The organism is Chryseobacterium lathyri, assembly GCF_030812195.1.
Classification (GTDB): Bacteria; Bacteroidota; Bacteroidia; order Flavobacteriales; family Weeksellaceae; genus Chryseobacterium; species Chryseobacterium lathyri_A.
The window spans coordinates 647,623-664,712 of record NZ_JAUSSF010000003.1; the positions used below are offsets into that span (position 1 = coordinate 647,623).

Consider the following 17,090-nt stretch of genomic DNA (forward strand, 5'->3'; position numbering starts at 1 on the left):
TAAATTTTTTTGCTATATTTGCACACCTCGAAAATGGTAAAAATGGTACTTTGGCCGAGCGGCTAGGCAGTGGTCTGCAACACCATCTACAGCGGTTCGAATCCGCTAGGTACCTCTTTAAAAAACCTCTAATTATCTTATTAACAGATTTTTAGAGGTTTTTTGTTTTAGCTTGTTCCAACCTGACAAAAAAGCTTTTTAATATTACATCTTTATTTCACTAGTTTCTTTATTCGTTGGCATAAATTTAAAAAATATCTGCGTCATTTCTTAGACATACAAAAATATACTCCCAATTTTTTATACAAACAAATGATGAGCAGAAGCCTTAGCTTCTGTTTTTATTTTATAGGGTTATAATTTCAACCCTCTTATTCTTCTGTATTTTTGACTTATCTGTTCTTACAGTACAAATCTCCGAACTGGCTACAGGTGAACGTTCTATGATTAATCGCTTATTGAAAACAGTCACCATTACTTACTCTTTTTCTGCTCATTAATTATGATAAATATGATCAAAAAAAATCCCCGAATTGCTTCGGGGATAAAAACTAATAACCATGAAAACTCAAATTAAACATGAGTTGCTTCATATATTGAAAAATCGTGCCAAAGTTGTTTTTAGAACAAATATTTTTTTCATCCCAACTAATCATTCCTCGTAGCTATTTTAAAATGATTGAGACATAAAAAAACCTTTATAGATTAGCGATTACAGCACAATCATAAATAATAGAAGCATTCATAAATGGAAACTTGATTATTATTTAATGATTAATATCATGTTTTATTATCTTTCCAAAAAAGCCCCCTGACGGAGGCCTCAAAAACACAAATGATGAAAAAAATTTTTTAATTTAAAGAGAAAATTATTATTCTAATTCTACGCTTTAAAGATAGTGCCTACTACGCTTTCCATTTCATGAGTTTAGTCATAATCATCTTCACATCATTGTTTTCAGAATAATTCTTTCCAACAATTATTTTAATCCCTTGGTAAACTACATCAAAATTGCTGTAAAAGTCAATCAAACACAAGCTATCAATAAAAAAGCTCCAATTCAGGAAGCTTAAAGTTAATTTAATCACAATTACTCAGCCCAGGTCACCGGAATGTACACGGTAATATATCCGTCAGCGTCTACCTGAGCGTCTGATACAGTTCCTGTCACCGACCCATAACCTGTCCAGCCTCCCTGCCCCTGCATCGCAGAGAAAATATAAGTTCCCGCGGGAATCCCTTCATAATAGGCAGGCAATGTCTGGAAACCTCCACTATAATAAGTATCATAAACCTCTCCTGTAACTGTATTCTCAGCAAGGAAACTGCCTACATCATGACTTCCTGAAAGCGTTTTCGTTCCATTCAAAGATATAAGACCGAATCTTACCTTATAGGTTTTCGTTTTTGAAGCTTCTTTAGAGGTTTCCGAATGAGCCTGAGGCTTTGCATCTGTTACCATATCATCATTCGAAGAACACGAAATGACAACAGTTGACAATAACGTAAAAGTTATTGTCTTAAAAATTGATATTTTCATATTAAAGTAATTTTGGTATCTCAAAAGTAACCAATTCATGTGAATTGAATAAAAAGTTTTAATTAACTTAAAATTACATTCGTAACCATTCTAAGCAATCTGAAAAAATTTCAGATTATCATAAAATTCATCACTTTAACACTTCTTAACTAATTTTGGCTTCATAATTGAAAATAAATAGGAAGTTACTGCCGTTTCGGCTAAGACTACTTAAAATTTGAATTATGAGAAAGATAGTATTAGCAGGTTTTTTATCAGTCTTTTTACTGACAGCCTGCAAAAAGGATGAAAGAACAGCTGAGAAATCTCTGGAAGAGCAAAAACTTGAATTTCAGGCAAGACAGCTTGAAATAGAAAAGCAAAAGCTCGCTATCGAGAAAGAAAAAATAGTGTACGAAGCACAGAAAAAAGCAGACAGCATTGCTGAAAGTAAAAAATCTCAGGCAGCTGCTGCCAATAATTCAAAGCCTCAGGTCATCAGAGAAACAAGAACAGTATATAGAGACAGAGGATCAAACTCTAATTCAGAAGGCGGAACTTATGCAGACAATGGAAACAGTTCCTCTCAGGGAACCACTGCCACCCAAAAGAAGGGATGGAGTAAAGCAGCAAAAGGAACTGCTATCGGCGCTGTAGGTGGTGCCGCATTAGGAGCTATTGTTGCCAAGAAAAACAGAGGTCTTGGAGCTGTGATTGGTGGTGTAGTTGGTGGCGCAACCGGTTATACGATCGGTAGGGCTGGAGATAGAAAAGACGGAAGAGTTCAGCCGCGCTAATTAATATTTTCACGATAACATTTAAAGATTGCTTATTTTTAAGCAATCTTTTTTTATGATACTACTTTTACTTTCTTCGGTTCTCATTCTTTCAGTACTCGCAGGCTGGGGGGAAGTCATTGAAAACTTTTTCGGCTCTCTAACCGGAAGTGTTTCAGGTAGTATTTTAAGCGGAATATTAGGACTCAGCCTTATATGGACTGTTCTGGCTTTTTTTATTCCAATTAATATATATATAGAAATTCCCGTTTTAATAGGCGGTATTTTCTTCTTTTTCAGAAAGAAATTATATCAGAAAATACATCAGTTTTCAAAGAAAGATACAATTTTAATCGGTGGTATTTCGCTGATCATTTTATACAGCAGTTCTTTTTATCCTTATATACTGGATCATTTCGGATACTATATTCCCACCATCAAATGGCTTACAGAATACGGCCTGATAAAAGGTATTTCCAATCTGGACCTGACATTGGGACAGATGTCGGTATGGCATATTTTTCAGGCGGGATTTTCCGGTTTTTCTGACCCTTTTTTAAGAATCAATGCCATTCTCCTGATTGTTTATACAATTTATATTTTTGAAAGAAAAAGTTGGGTTCAGCTTTGCTTCATTCCCGTACTCTTACTTTTTTCACAGTCACCAAGTCCTGATCTTCCCGTCATCACTTTATCATTGATTATTTTAAATGAAATCATGGCAGGAAACAAAAATATCAGCCTTCTTTTTGCTTATGCCGTTTTTGTTTTTTCCATAAAGCCAACCATGATGTGGCTTCCATTACTGGTATTTTTCTGTTCTGTATTTATTTTTAAACCCAATTATAAAAGCTTGGTTTTAGGAACCGGAATCCTTATTGTGTTCTTTATCAAAAACATATGGACATTCGGGTATCCGGTATTTCCTGTTGCAATAGGTGATTTTGGATTCACTTGGAAACCCAATCCGGAAGTATTGAAAATTTCATCGCAATATGCTATTCAGAAAACATATGACATGCAGTACAGCTACGAAGAAATTCAAAAATTCTCTTTTTATGATGCGGTCAGAAACTGGTTTACCCTGGAAGGAATTAAATCAAAAATCAACCTGATTTTCATTTTAAGCCTGGTTATTTTTTCCGTTTTTGCCTTCATTAAAAAGAAAAAAATCATTAGCCTTATCTGCATTTCCTTATTAATAAAAAGCATACTGGTGTTAGCTTTCTCGGCACAATACCGTTTTTTTCTTGATGTATTTTTCGTGATCGCTTTTATCCTGTTTATTCATTTCAGCAAAAAAAAATCACTTGCTTTTTTCTCCGTCTCAAGTGTATTGGTGATCGGGGTTTTAAGTTTCCCCAATTTCATCCGTCAGTATATTCCTAGTTTCAGACCGGGGAACTTTATGGCCGGATTGAAAAAAGAACAGCTGTATCAGCCCTCAACTTATCATTACAACCAATTTGAAACTTTCAAAACGGGAAACTTAAAATTTAATGTATCAAAAGATTACCCTTTTAATTTTGACACTCCCATTCCTGCAATCTCTGCAAGTTATATTTTTGATGATGCCAAAGCAGGAATTTTCCCTCAGTACATTGACGAAAAAAACATCAAAAAAGGGTTGATCTGGAAAAAACTCACGCCACAGGAAAAAACAGAAGCAGAGAACGTTATCAATAATATAAAAAGCACTGATAAATAGAACAAATCCAGAAACTTTATTATCTGAAGAAAAATAGGTAATTTTGTAACATGTTCAATACATTAGGTAATCTTCTCAGTCTTACAACATTTGGAGAAAGTCACGGCGTGGCTTACGGCGGCATCATTAATAATTTTCCGGCAGGTTTAACGGTAGATTTCGATAAAATTCAATATGAATTGGATCGCAGGAAGCCGGGCCAGTCTGCAATTGTCACTCAAAGAAAAGAAAGTGATACGGTAAAGTTTCTTTCAGGAATCTTTGAAGGAAAAACGACAGGTACTCCAATCGGTTTTATTATAGAAAATGAAAATCAGAAGTCTAAAGACTATGATCATATTGCGGATTCATACCGCCCAAGCCATGCAGATTTCACATATGACCAGAAATTTGGGATCCGAGACTATCGCGGCGGAGGAAAATCTTCGGCAAGGGAAACCATCAACTGGGTTGTTGCAGGAGCTTTGGCCAAGCAGCTTTTATCCAGCATTGAGATCAATGCTTACGTGTCTTCGGTAGGCGATATTTTCTGTGAAAAACCTTATCAGGCTTTAGACTTTTCAAAAACAGAAAGTAATGATGTACGTTGCCCGGATGCTGAAACAGCTGAGAAAATGATCGAAAGAATCAAAGAGATCAAGAAAGAAGGCAATACTATCGGCGGTACGGTTACCTGTGTGATCAAAAACGTTCCTGTAGGAATCGGAGAGCCTATATTTTCCAAACTTCAGGCTGAATTGGGCAAAGCCATGCTGAATATCAATGCCTGCAAAGGGTTTGAATACGGAAGCGGTTTCTGTGGAGCTAAAATGACAGGAAAAGAGCATAACGATGCTTTCAATACAGATTTCACTACAAAATCCAATCTTTCAGGAGGAATCCAGGGAGGAATTTCTAACGGAATGGATATCTATTTCCGTGCTGCATTCAAACCTGTAGCGACTATTCTGAGACCTCAGGATAGTGTAGATAAATACGGAAACCCTGTAATTGTAGAAGGAAAAGGGCGTCATGATCCGTGTGTAGTGCCAAGAGCTGTTCCTGTTGTGGAAAGCTTAGCTGCATTTGTATTGGCCGACCTGTTTTTAATCAACAAAACAAGAAACATCAATAATTTTTAACATAAATATTTTATAATGAAAAATTACTGGGATCAGGGAATTTCTTTTGAAGAATATGTTCGTATCGGAAAAGAAAGATTAGAAAATCCTTCCAGCCAACAGGAAACCGAATACAGGCAATACTATGAATTAGGGCTTCAGAGAATGGACAGAACATTGAAAAAGTATACTCCGGATCAAGAACAGTTAAAAGAATTGGCTTCTAAAAATTTTGATGGAAAAATTTTGATTATTTCAGAAGCATGGTGTGGTGATGCCAGCGCTACGGTTCCCGCTCTTGTCACTTTTTTCAAGGGACACAATGATGTAAGAATTTTTCTGAGGGACAGTGATAAAAGCCTGATCAATCAATATCTGACCAACGGTACAGAATCCATCCCAAAAGTGCTCATTCTGGATAAAGATTTCAATGTAAAAAATTCATGGGGACCACGTCCGAAATACGGATATGAATTATTAATGAAGCACAAAGCAGATCCGGAAGCTTATCCAAAAGATAATTTCTATAACGACCTGCAGCTCTATTATGCTAAAAACAGAGGCAAGGATGCAGTCCAGGAGATTTTGGAACTATTATAATATAAATTGAATTCCATCGGTAAAAAATAACAGTAAAGATCAACGCATGAAAAAGAATATCATTTATCTTGTCCTTATCATCATTATCGGTGTAATAGCTTTTGTTCCGGGAGTAAAAGAATACCTGAAAGACCAATTCTTCCCGATTGCAACAATTGAAAATGCCGTACATGTAAGTGAAGAAGATTATGACATTGAGCTGAAAGGAATCAATGTACCAAGTACCAATCTTAAAACCTTTAAGAATAAACCTGTTTTTCTTAATTTCTGGGGAACCTGGTGCCCGCCGTGCAGAAAAGAATGGCCCAGCATTCAAAAATTATATGATTCCAGAAAAGGAAATGTAGACTTTGTTCTTATTGCCATGAACGACAAGGAAGAGGATGTAAAAAAGTTTCTAAAAGAAAATAATTATTCAGTTCCTGTCTATATCGCGCAAAGTCCTATTTCCGAAAAAATTCTTCCTAAAGTATTCCCTACCACTTTTCTTATTGATCAACACGGAAGAATCATTATTAAAGAAGATGCTTCCAGAGATTGGAACACTGAAACTGTGCATCAGTTTATTGATAATATTATTAAGTAATTATTTTAACTAAATTTTATAATTTATTGGTATAGAATTTGCGAAATTTACTATGTTGAAAAATTTATTAAAACTAAACACAAAATGAAATATTCAAAATTGAATCTTGCAAAAGAAGCGATAAGCCATAAAGGCTTTGTCAAAAAAATTCCTGACATTTTCAGAATGGTTAAATTATGGAGAAAAGGAGAATATCCGATGAAATCCATTGATATTATCTTACCACTTTTGGGGCTTTTATATGTAATTTCTCCTATTGACATACTTCCTGAATTTGCCGTACCTATTTTAGGTGTTATGGATGACCTGGCAGTATTGTCATTGACAATTCCAAAACTTATCAAAGAAGTGGATAAATTTTTGCTGTGGGAAGCTGAACAAAGACTGAACGGCACTAAAGTTATCGATGCAGAAATTATAAAATAATAATTTACAAGAAATATTCTTTAAGCCATCCTGAAACATTTCAGGGTGGTTTTTTTTGACAAATAGCTGATAAATTTTTAAGCCTTGTTTCAAATCATTAAATTTGCAGTATCTAATAAAAAATAATGGAAAGTAAAAAAGAATTTTTCTTAGAGTGTTACAAGCTGGGCATCATCAAATTCGGAAGGTTCACCTTAAAAAGCGGCATTGAAAGTCCGTTCTACGTAGACCTGAGACCATTGGCCTCAGACCCGAAAATCTTAAAAAATCTGGCTAATTATTTATTGGAAATGCTTCCACTGGATAATTTTGATTTAATCTGCGGAGTGCCTTATGCAGCGCTTCCGATGGCTACTGCGATGTCTTTGGAAAGTTATATTCCATTAATTATTAAAAGAAAAGAAGCCAAAAGCTATGGAACTAAAAAGCTGATCGAAGGAATTTACCAGAAAGGCCAGAACTGTCTTTTGGTAGAAGATGTGATCACTTCCGGAAAATCTCTTGTAGAAACCATTGCAGAGGTAGAGCAGGAAGATCTTAAAGTAGCCGATATCGTTGTGGTCCTTGACAGAGAGCAAGGTGGAAAACAGCTTTTGGAAAGTAAAGGCTACAGAGTTCATACCCTTTTCAATATTTCAGAGGTTTGTACTATTCTTCAGGAAAATGGAGAACTGTCTGATGAAGAGGTAAAAAGAATCCAGGATTTCCTTCAGGGGAACCATATTCAGTTTGAAGAAAAGACTAGAAGTTCTTACGAGCAGAAATTAGAGCATGCTCAGCATTCGGTTTCTAAGAAACTGCTGGAAACCGCTTTGGCGAAAAAATCAAACCTGATTGCATCTGCTGACGTTACCACAACACAGGAACTGCTTGATCTTGCTGAAAAAGTAGGGCCTCATATTATTGCATTAAAAACGCATATCGATATCATTTCAGATTTTGAATATGAAAAAACGATTGTTCCGTTAAAACTTTTGGCTGAAAAGCATCAGTTTTTATTGATGGAGGACAGAAAGTTTGCAGATATTGGCAATACACAGGAACTGCAGTTCACCAGCGGTGTATTTAAAATTACAGACTGGGCAGATTTCATTACTTCACAGGTAATCGGTGGATTTGAATCTCTGGACTGCTTCAAAAATGTGGGCGTTGTCGCTATTGTAGGAATGTCTTCCAAGGGAGCTCTGACTACAACGAGCTACCGTGAAGAGGCTCTGAAAGTAGCCCTATCACATCCAAATGTGATTGGAGGGGTATCACAGAACCAGATTCCTGAAGAGCTATTGCTTTTCACTCCAGGCGTTAATCTTGCAGATTCAGGGGACGGAAAAGGACAGCAGTACAATACTCCCGAACATGTTTTTAAAATGCTTCACTCCGACTTCATCATCGTAGGTAGAGGAATTTATAAATCTGAAGATCCTGAAACCGCTGCTATTACTTATAAAAATGAGGGCTGGAATGCGTATGTTAATTCTTTGCAAAAAAACGTAGTTCAGGACTAAAATCCTGCTGGATATTTTCAAAATAAGTTTATATTTGGGCTTTATCACAGGATTTTGAAAAAGATTACGACTTGTCTTGTTTTGTTTTGGGGAATTGTACAGGTTTCTGGGCAAAAAGACAGTATATACATTGAAGCTAAATTATCTACCGACAGAAAGACACTAGAGGTTAATCAGGAAATTGTGTATTACAATCATTCCGATAAAGACCTACAGTCTGTAAAACTCCTCAACTGGGTTTCTGCTTATAACAAAAAAGGGACATCCCTTGTCTACAGAAAACTGGAAGACCGGAGTAGCGATCTGCATTTTGCAAAACCCGATCAGCTGGGTAAACTGCTGGATTTGCAGATTAAAAATTCAGAACAGCAACCTGTTTCGGTGAATTCCACAGCGGATGAGAATCTTTTTCTTCCTTTAACAGAGGCCTTAAAGCCTGGTGAAAGCATCAAATTACAGCTTCAGTATAAAATGCATCTCCCCGACAAGAAATTTACGGGTTATGGCACATCTGATAAAATCACTGCATTAAAATATTTCTTTATTGTTCCGGATCATTTTGATCCGGACAATATTTCCAAAAGAAACTATCACGATATTGAGGAATCGGTAAGTTTCAATACTTTCTGGACTGTCAATTTTGATCTTCCCCCTGACAGTTTCATCGAAAGTAATCTACCACAGATTCAGATGAATGCATTTAAGGGTTACCTTGATTCTGATCCTGAATTTGTGATCTCACAGAACGGACTTCCTTCTATAAAAGTAAGTGTGGATGGGGCTGATACTGAGGTTAAATTCGGGTATAATCTGAAACCGGAAGAAAAACAGAATCTTGAATTTTACCTGCCTTTGCATTTGAAGTTCATTAAAGAAAAAATAGGTTTTCTTCCAAAAAATCTCTTTATTTCAGAAAAATTCAAATCTTCAGAAGATTTTTTCGGGAGTAATGATATCTCTTTCTGGAAATTCAGATTTCAGCTGTTCACTGACTCCGAAAAAACAGATCTCGATTATTTCGGAATCATCGCAAAAAAAATACTTGATGAAAGCATTATTGCGGATAAACAGAAAAACCATTGGTTTAAAAACGGTCTAAAATCATATCTGGAAATCCAGTATCTTCAAAAGTTTTACAAAGAAACCAAATTATTGGGTACTTTACCAGAGACACGTATTTTTGGAGTAAAACCATTAAAACTCTTCCACGCCTCTAAAGTAAAATTGATCGACCGCTATGGACTGGCCTACCAATATATCATGTCTCAGAATCTAGACCAGAAAATCAGCGAGAATTTTACGGTTTTGAGTAACTTTAATGATATGGCGGTCAGCAGTTTTGAAACAGGAAGTCTTTTTAATTATACTGCTGAAAAAATGGGTTATGAGCAGTTCAATAGTATTCTGAAAGAATATATTTCCAAAAATACAGATAAGAAAATTGAGCCGGAGGAATTTCTTAAAGAGCTGGCTGAAAAAGACAAAACATCAGGTTATCTCAGTAATTTTTTAAAACAAAAGAACAGGGCTAACTTCAGACTGAAAAATATCAAGAAGGAGGACAATTATCTGAATATTAAAATTGGTAAAAATATGGATCCTCCTATTCCTGTACGGCTTGAAACCCAAACTAGCGAAGGTGAGGTAAAATCGTATTGGATAGACACGAAAGAAAACGAAAGAATCACCAATTTCGCACTTCCTGCTTCAGAAGATATTCACAAAGTAACTCTAAACTCGGATTATATTTTTCCGGAATCCAAATACCGAGACAATTTTCTATATGCAAAAGGTATATTTTCGAATACAAAAAAAATAAAGTTTAAACTTATCAAGGATATTCCCAATCCTGAATACAACGAAATATACATAAGCCCAAGAGTACGTTTTAATAATACGTATGATAAATTCCTTTTGGGTGTTAACTTAAAAAACCAGTCTTTCTTCGATCAGAAGTTCCTGTATTCATTTACGCCTACTTACAGTACCGGAACCGGAAAGCTGACCGGATCAGGCGCTATCTCCTACTCTTTCCTTCCGGCTGAAAGTATTTTCAGAAGTATTACTTTTGGGGTATCAGGTTCTTACTTCCATTATGATTATGGACTGGCTTACAGGAAAGGCTCAATATTTTCCAATTTCAATTTCAGGAAAAATCCACGAAGTACAGTAAGCAGAAGCTTAGGATTTTCCTACAATTATTTAGAGAGAGATCTTAGTCCCAAAATGATCGCCAGCAAAGATTATGATAAGTATAATCTTTGGAGCGCAGGCTATGGATATAGTGACAGCCAGATGATCCATGAAAAAAGTTTAAGCTTAAGTACCCAAGGCATGGAAGACTTCAATAAAATAACAGCTGAAGGATTTTACAGGTGGGAATTTGCTCCAAAGCAAAAGTTAAGCGTCAGGTTATTTGCCGGTTATTTTATAAGAAATGAGACCCGGAATAATACGTTTAACTACGGAATTTCAAGGGTATCCAACTACTCTTTCTCTTATAATCTGTTAGGAGAAAGTGCTAACAGCGGTCTTCTGTCCCAGCAGTTTATCCTGGCTGACGGAGGTTTTAAATCTTTTATACCGGGATCTGTTAATCAATGGATTACTTCTTTTAATGTAGATTCAAGCGTATGGAAAATCTTTCATGTATATGCAGATGCAGGGATCTACAAAAATAAAAACCGCCCTGCAGAGTTTATCTGGGACAGTGGTATTAAAGTAAGACTTATCCCTGATTTCCTTGAAATTTACTTTCCTATCCAGTCATCACTAGGTTTTGAACCTTCTTTCAAGGATTATGCAAAACGTATAAGATATACCTTGGTTCTTAATCTTGGCGCCGTTATCAATGCTGCGAGAAGAGGCTGGTACTAAACTAAAAAAGCAACTGTAAAACAGCTGCTTCTTTTAACATGTTATATTGAAAACTAACTTTTGCTTTTTGACTTAAACCTTGTTCAGTACAAAGTATTTCTTAAATGAATATTCTCTTTCTTTCTATTCAATATACATCAAATACAATACCACAAAAATTAAAATATTCAAAAAAATATACAACATCCCATCTTTAAACATTAAATAAAATTCCAGACCAACTATAATTATAAAAAAGCTCCGGCCATTTCTACGAAATGGCCGGAGCTCATATTAATAAAGAAACTAAAATTAGTCTTTTAAAATCTTCTGAGATACAGGTTCATTATTTACAGTTCCTGTAACAATATAGCTTCCTTTTGCTAGCCCATCAACATTCACAGTTTCATTTTCTTTTACAGAAAGAGATTTTACAACTTGTCCGAACATATTAAAGATTTTTACATCTTTACAATTTTTCGCAAAATTAATCTCTGATTTAACAAAGGTATTTTTAACTAAGCTATATTTTGATGCTGAGAAATCAATTGTAGATAAAGATCCGTTTTGGATTAAAGAAAACTCATCAAAACTAGCAGTAGAATTATTATAAGCACGTACTTGCAATTGGAACTGTGCTGCAGATACCGGAGAAGTAAAAGTTACAGTTTTTTGAGTCCAAACACTTACTTTAGCCAAATAACTATTATTATTTCTCAATGGATCTGTTGATGCATCACTTGTCAAATAGACAGGTGCAGCAGAAGAATCTAAAAAGCAAGACCAAATTCTAGCTCCATTCCCACTACCAGACGACTTATACCAAAAGCTAACTACATATTGAGTATTGGCACTGATAGGGATGTTTTGATAAAAGCCATTTGTTGCAGTTGCTACATATTTAGCATAATTTACTCCTTGGTATGGAGTATCCGTTTCAACAGTAGGTAATGTATAAGATGTTCCTGTACCAGCTGTCCAGCTGCTAAGCCCACTTTCAAAGCTTGGGTTTTGAACTAAGTTCTGAGAAAATCCGAAAACACATGAAGTGATTCCCAAAATAGTAAAGATTTTTTTCATTATAAAAAGTTTTTAATTTATTGGATAAAAATACAAAAAACCGACACTATATTAAAGTGGTGGCACATAATTAACAATTAATTAAAGTTACTTTTTAACAACCTTCCTGGAAACCGCACCACCATTAATATTTCCTATTGTAAAATAAATCTCTCCTTAAAGACTTATTATATTTGAAATTCCGTAATTATATAAGTTTAACTAACGAATGAAATTTTATTTAACTAATAATATACATGATAAAATCATGTGTAATTTTCAGGGATTTACAATAATTGGATTAAATTTCTGTTAATAATGCTAAACTCCTTTCCATTAACATTTTTTAGCTATTTTTACGAATTATTTTTAAACACTTGCGTAATCTTTTTCTTTTGATCGGTTTGTTTTTCATGGGCATATTTTCGGCCCATGCGCAAATATTTTCGTGGAAAAATCCAAACATTCCGGAAGACAGTATTAAGAAAGACAGCATCCTTGCAGCCCGTTTTGAACAGGATATTTTTGCAAAAGACACCTTGGATTTTGTAAAAACCAACAACAAAATAATCGTAGATGAAGCGGTACTTGTCAAAAACGACAAAAAAAGATTTTTAGGAGAACTGAACTCTAAAGGTTCTATCATTCGTGGAATCACATTCGGTAATAATCAGGGGCAGTCTGTACAGAGTTCCATGGATCTTCAGATTTCCGGAAGACTTTCGAAGGACGTGACTATTTTAGCAAGTATTTCGGATCACAATCTTCCTATTCAGGCTGATGGCTACACACAAACCCTGGAGGAGTTTGACAAAATCTATATGCAGCTGAATATTAAGGATAAATCGATCCTCAGAGCTGGGCATCTTGATCTCGTAGAATCCAAAAATTATTTTGCGAAATTCCAAAGACGAAGCATGGGGCTTGAGTTTCAGACTGAATTCGGAAAGGATAACAAAACTTTTGTTGATGTTTCTATGGGCGTTGCCCGAAGTGAATTTCACAGGGTCCGTTTTCAGGGAGTGGAAGGTAACCAGGGTCCTTACCGTTTAACCGGGAAAAATGGCGAACAGTTCATTACCCTTATTTCAGGCTCTGAGCAGGTATTTATTGATGGTATTTTAATGAAACGCGGTGAAAACCAGGATTACGTCATTAATTATAATACCGGAGAGGTAACATTTACCAGTTTCCGTCCGATTTTCCAGCAGAATTTTATTACAATTTCATATAACTATACGAACAGGAATTACTCCCGATATTTATTTACCGGAAAATTAGAGCATCAGAGAGAAAAGTTTAAAGTAGGACTGAACTGGTTCATGGAAAACGACAACAAAAACGCTCCACTTTCTTTAAACCTCTCAAAAGAAGATGAACAGATCCTTGCCGATGCTGGTAATGATCCCAATCTGATGTATGCGCCTTCAGGAGTGGTTACTCCATATGATGTCAATAAAATCCTGTACCGCTTAAACCCAGCCGGAAATTTCTACGAATTTTCGACGGATCAGAATGAAACACTTTATCAGGTTTCTTTTACTTATTTTGGCATTAATCAAGGGGATTACAAAATTACGCAGACAACTAATAACGGACGTGTTTTTGAATATGTCGGGAATAATGTGGGAGATTACAGAGCGGTAAGAAAGCTTCCTTCCCCTCAGAAATCGCAGGTTTATTCGGTAAATTCCGAATATCTTTTAAAAGAGGGAAAAATAGGGGCAGATTTCTCACTGAGCAATTACGACCTGAATTTATTTTCTTCAAAAGATGCCGCTCAAAACATTGGATATGCATGGCGTATTTTCGGAAATAAAAGTTTTACAAAAAACAACTGGAAAGGAACTCCAAGTTTTGAATATCAATATATAGACAAGCAGTTCCATATTTTAGACCGTATCAATGATGTAGAATTCTCGAGAGATTTTAACCTGGTACAGGAGTTCAGCCAGAGAACTCAAAACAGATTCATATTCAGCTTTTTAAATAAATGGAATAATAAATCCACTCTGAATTACCGCATGAACTACCTGGATGAACAGGATACCTACAAAGGGATAAAAAATGATCTTGATCTTAGCTGGATCACCGGAAAGTTCTTTACAAAAGGAAATCTGTCATACCTCAATACCAATGCTACACTTCAGGATACCAAATTTATCCGGGGTGGAGTTTCTACTGAATTTACCGGCAAAAAAGGAAGCTGGACTGTCGGAGGAAGCATGGAACATAATGAGAAGAAGTATAATGATACGCAGCTTATGGATGTGACCAGTTTCAGCTGGAAAGAAATCTTTGTTCAGAAAAAAATCGGCGACAGCACGCGTACAAAGCTTCTTGCAAAAGTGTACATGAGAGATAATGACTCTGTACGAAACAACAGGCTGGAAAGTATGAATAATATTCTGGGAATTATGGCAGAAAGCCAGCTGATCAAAACTGAAAGAACGACTTTAAATGCTTTGATACACTATAGAAAATTCTTCTACCAGAGTGATGAGGCCGACATGACCCGAAATAACGATTTCGTAGTTGGAAATATTCTATATAACCAGCAGTTGTTCAGAAACGGGATGCGCCTGCAGGCGTTTTATGAGCTTGGAAACGGGCAGGAAGCACAGAGAGAATTCCAGTATCTTAAGGTAACAGACGGGCAGGGTGTTTATAAATGGACCGATTATAATGGAGACGGCATCCAGCAGCTCGATGAATTCGAAATTGCAGAATATTCTGACTTAGCACAGTACATCAGGATTTATACAAATTCTGTTCGCTATATTCCTTCCAATAAAAATAAAATTCAGTTGGCATTATTCGTTAATCCGTCAATTGTTTTCAATTCTGAAAACGCATTTTTAAAACGCTGGAATTTTAATGTTTCCTTAAACTCACAAAACTCTTTCTACAAAAAGGACAAGGTTCTGGTACTGAATCCTTTTGAAAAGAACAGTGATCAGATCTTGAAAAACCAAAATATTTTAGCCTCTGTCCAGTTTAATCCAACTGAGAAATCCGGCTGGAATGGGAACTACCGTTTTATCACCAATGATAACCTCATCAATGCCAATTTCAGTAATGAAGAACGTGAGCAGGTTTCTCATTTCATCAATATCGGATATTGGTTTAACAAGGAATTCAGGGTGGATTGGGAAAATTCGATTCACGATCTTAAAAATTCATCCCAGCTATTTGCCACAAGGGATTACCGTTTAAATAATATTGAAACAAAACCGAAGGCAACTTATAAATTTACAGATGCGATCCAGGCGGAACTTTCTTCTGCTTACCGTCAGAAAAAAAGAATAGATGGTGAGGAACTCCTGAAAGCTTTTGATGTAACGGGAACCATTCAGTGGGAACGCAAAAAAACTTCAATCAGGGGAAATTTCTCTTTCATTAATAATGATTTTACAGGAAACAATTTCAGTATTGTAGGAAACCAGATGCTGGACGGCCTTAAACCAGGAAAAAACCAGGTATGGAGTGTTTTTATCCAACAGGCGATCAATTCTTTCCTTCAGCTCAATTTAAATTATGAAGGAAGAAATTCCGGAGACAGGACCATTCATATCGGAAGTATGCAGGTGAAGGCAAGTTTCTAATTGAGTTGAAGAGGTTGAGGGTATGAGAGATTGAGAGTGGAATCAATTACTGATTGCCAGTTGCTTGTTTTTTGTGTCATTTATCAAATTTAAATCCTTCGTCTGGTTTCTGAAATCTAACATCTGTCATCTACATGATATCATTTACCTCTCGCTGGCGAAGCAAAATTTACAATTCACACCTTAATAACATTTAAATCCAAAAACTCAATAGTTTGATGTATCAAAATCTGAGATCTGATGTCTCATATCTTGTGTCTAAAATCTTGATTCTTGACTCTTTTCCTCACCTATATTCACAATAGAAATTATCATATTTCCAAATGTTTATAATTTCGTAAATTTACCGAATGGTAAAAATAGGCAATATAGAACTGCCGGAATTTCCGCTTTTGCTGGCTCCGATGGAAGATGTAAGTGATCCTCCATTCAGACGCCTGTGCAAGTTGCACGGGGCAGATCTGATGTATTCAGAATTCATTTCTTCTGAGGGCTTGATTCGTGATGCAATGAAGAGCCGCAAGAAGCTGGATATTTTCGATTATGAAAGACCGGTTGGTATTCAGATCTTCGGTGGAGATGAAGAGGCAATGGCGATGTCTGCAAGGATTGTAGAGACGGTAAACCCGGATCTGGTAGATATTAATTTCGGATGTCCTGTAAAAAAAGTAGTCTGTAAAGGAGCGGGAGCAGGAGTTCTTAAGGATATTGACCTTATGGTGCGTCTTACCAAAGCTGTTGTAAGCTCTACTCATCTGCCGGTAACGGTCAAAACCCGTCTGGGATGGGACAGCACCAGCATCAATATAGATGAAGTGGCAGAGCGCCTACAGGAAACAGGCATCAAAGCTTTAACGATCCATGCCAGAACCCGTGCACAGATGTATAAGGGCGAAGCGGACTGGGAACATATTTCGAGAATAAAACAAAATCCTAATATTGAGATTCCTATTTTCGGGAACGGCGATATTGATTCTCCGGAAAAAGCTCTTGAATACAAACAAAAATATGCATGCGACGGAATTATGATCGGTCGTGCAGCGATTGGATATCCATGGATTTTTAATGAGATCAAACATTTTTTCAAAACTGGAGAGCACCTTCCGGAACCGGTTATTGCAGACCGTCTACTAGCCGTCCGTCAACATGCGGAATGGAGTGCGGAATGGAAAGGTGAAAAATTGGGTCTTATCGAAATGAGACAGCATTACAGCAATTATTTCCGTGGGGTTCCTCATTTTAAAGAATTCAGAAAAAAATTCCTTGAGGTCTTTACTTTAGAAGAAATGGATGCTTTGATTAAAGAAACGCAACAGTTCTACGAAGAATATCAGGCACAGGTATAAAAA

At 36.1% G+C, this 17,090-nt stretch carries 12 protein-coding genes and 1 tRNA gene; 11 read left to right on the plus strand and 2 right to left on the minus strand.

The annotated features are described in order from the left end of the window. The first annotated feature begins 44 nt into the window (after window positions 1-44). A tRNA-Cys gene (locus J2T03_RS18220) sits at window positions 45-115 on the plus strand. Between the two features lie 976 nt (window positions 116-1,091). Here the strand turns inward: J2T03_RS18220 and J2T03_RS18225 are convergent. After that, on the minus strand, window positions 1,092-1,541 hold the full coding sequence (locus J2T03_RS18225) for a hypothetical protein (protein WP_307220744.1): 450 nt from the start codon (window positions 1,539-1,541) through the stop codon (window positions 1,092-1,094). Window positions 1,542-1,765: 224 nt separating this feature from the next. Between J2T03_RS18225 and J2T03_RS18230 the strand changes: the two genes are divergently transcribed. The 8 genes from J2T03_RS18230 (at window position 1,766) to J2T03_RS18265 (ending at window position 11,098) form a co-directional block, all read left to right on the plus strand. Further along, window positions 1,766-2,317, plus strand: a complete 552-nt coding sequence (locus J2T03_RS18230) for a glycine zipper domain-containing protein (RefSeq protein WP_307220746.1) — start codon at window positions 1,766-1,768, stop codon at window positions 2,315-2,317. A 55-nt stretch (window positions 2,318-2,372) separates the two neighbouring features. Further along, window positions 2,373-4,004: an LIC_10190 family membrane protein gene (locus J2T03_RS18235; RefSeq protein ID WP_307220748.1), complete on the plus strand. Its 1,632-nt coding sequence runs from the start codon at window positions 2,373-2,375 to the stop codon at window positions 4,002-4,004. Window positions 4,005-4,054: 50 nt separating this feature from the next. After that, window positions 4,055-5,125 carry a chorismate synthase gene (gene aroC / locus J2T03_RS18240; protein WP_307220750.1) on the plus strand — a complete coding sequence of 357 codons (1,071 nt, stop codon included), beginning with the start codon at window positions 4,055-4,057 and terminating at the stop codon, window positions 5,123-5,125. Between the two features lie 15 nt (window positions 5,126-5,140). After that, the gene (locus J2T03_RS18245; RefSeq protein WP_307220752.1) at window positions 5,141-5,704 is read left to right on the plus strand and encodes a thioredoxin family protein; all 564 of its coding nucleotides are present in this window, start codon (window positions 5,141-5,143) and stop codon (window positions 5,702-5,704) included. 46 nt (window positions 5,705-5,750) lie between these two features. Continuing rightward, window positions 5,751-6,290, plus strand: a complete 540-nt coding sequence (locus J2T03_RS18250) for a TlpA family protein disulfide reductase (protein ID WP_307220754.1) — start codon at window positions 5,751-5,753, stop codon at window positions 6,288-6,290. Between the two features lie 84 nt (window positions 6,291-6,374). Continuing rightward, on the plus strand, window positions 6,375-6,716 hold the full coding sequence (locus J2T03_RS18255; RefSeq protein ID WP_306844969.1) for a YkvA family protein: 342 nt from the start codon (window positions 6,375-6,377) through the stop codon (window positions 6,714-6,716). A gap of 125 nt (window positions 6,717-6,841) precedes the next feature. Next, window positions 6,842-8,221 (plus strand): orotidine-5'-phosphate decarboxylase, encoded by a 1,380-nt coding sequence (pyrF, locus tag J2T03_RS18260; RefSeq protein WP_307220755.1) that lies wholly within the window; start codon window positions 6,842-6,844, stop codon window positions 8,219-8,221. A 54-nt stretch (window positions 8,222-8,275) separates the two neighbouring features. Further along, a complete protein-coding gene (locus J2T03_RS18265; RefSeq protein ID WP_307220757.1) occupies window positions 8,276-11,098 on the plus strand; it encodes an aminopeptidase in 2,823 nt (940 codons plus the stop codon). Window positions 11,099-11,389: 291 nt separating this feature from the next. On the opposite strand, the gene J2T03_RS18270 is transcribed toward J2T03_RS18265, so the two are convergent. Beyond that, window positions 11,390-12,157: a T9SS type A sorting domain-containing protein gene (locus tag J2T03_RS18270; RefSeq protein ID WP_307220759.1), complete on the minus strand. Its 768-nt coding sequence runs from the start codon at window positions 12,155-12,157 to the stop codon at window positions 11,390-11,392. Window positions 12,158-12,549: 392 nt separating this feature from the next. Here J2T03_RS18270 and J2T03_RS18275 point away from each other — a divergent pair, with 392 nt between their 5' ends. Together J2T03_RS18275 and dusB are read left to right on the plus strand one after the other, a co-directional pair. Then, a complete protein-coding gene (locus J2T03_RS18275) occupies window positions 12,550-15,741 on the plus strand; it encodes a hypothetical protein (protein ID WP_307220761.1) in 3,192 nt (1,063 codons plus the stop codon). A gap of 350 nt (window positions 15,742-16,091) precedes the next feature. Further along, on the plus strand, window positions 16,092-17,087 hold the full coding sequence (gene dusB, locus J2T03_RS18280) for a tRNA dihydrouridine synthase DusB (RefSeq protein ID WP_307220763.1): 996 nt from the start codon (window positions 16,092-16,094) through the stop codon (window positions 17,085-17,087). The last annotated feature ends 3 nt before the right edge of the window (window positions 17,088-17,090 follow it).

What these genes read in the sequence shown, in the direction of transcription:
- J2T03_RS18225 (WP_307220744.1), bottom strand. Translation starts at nt 1,541, where the DNA reads ATGAAAATATCAATTTTTAAGACAATAACTTTTACGTTATTGTCAACT.
- J2T03_RS18230 (WP_307220746.1), top strand. Translation starts at nt 1,766, where the DNA reads ATGAGAAAGATAGTATTAGCAGGTTTTTTATCAGTCTTTTTACTGACA.
- J2T03_RS18235 (WP_307220748.1), top strand. Translation starts at nt 2,373, where the DNA reads ATGATACTACTTTTACTTTCTTCGGTTCTCATTCTTTCAGTACTCGCA.
- aroC (WP_307220750.1), top strand. Translation starts at nt 4,055, where the DNA reads ATGTTCAATACATTAGGTAATCTTCTCAGTCTTACAACATTTGGAGAA.
- J2T03_RS18245 (WP_307220752.1), top strand. Translation starts at nt 5,141, where the DNA reads ATGAAAAATTACTGGGATCAGGGAATTTCTTTTGAAGAATATGTTCGT.
- J2T03_RS18250 (WP_307220754.1), top strand. Translation starts at nt 5,751, where the DNA reads ATGAAAAAGAATATCATTTATCTTGTCCTTATCATCATTATCGGTGTA.
- J2T03_RS18255 (WP_306844969.1), top strand. Translation starts at nt 6,375, where the DNA reads ATGAAATATTCAAAATTGAATCTTGCAAAAGAAGCGATAAGCCATAAA.
- pyrF (WP_307220755.1), top strand. Translation starts at nt 6,842, where the DNA reads ATGGAAAGTAAAAAAGAATTTTTCTTAGAGTGTTACAAGCTGGGCATC.
- J2T03_RS18270 (WP_307220759.1), bottom strand. Translation starts at nt 12,157, where the DNA reads ATGAAAAAAATCTTTACTATTTTGGGAATCACTTCATGTGTTTTCGGA.
- J2T03_RS18275 (WP_307220761.1), top strand. Translation starts at nt 12,550, where the DNA reads ATGGGCATATTTTCGGCCCATGCGCAAATATTTTCGTGGAAAAATCCA.
- dusB (WP_307220763.1), top strand. Translation starts at nt 16,092, where the DNA reads ATGGTAAAAATAGGCAATATAGAACTGCCGGAATTTCCGCTTTTGCTG.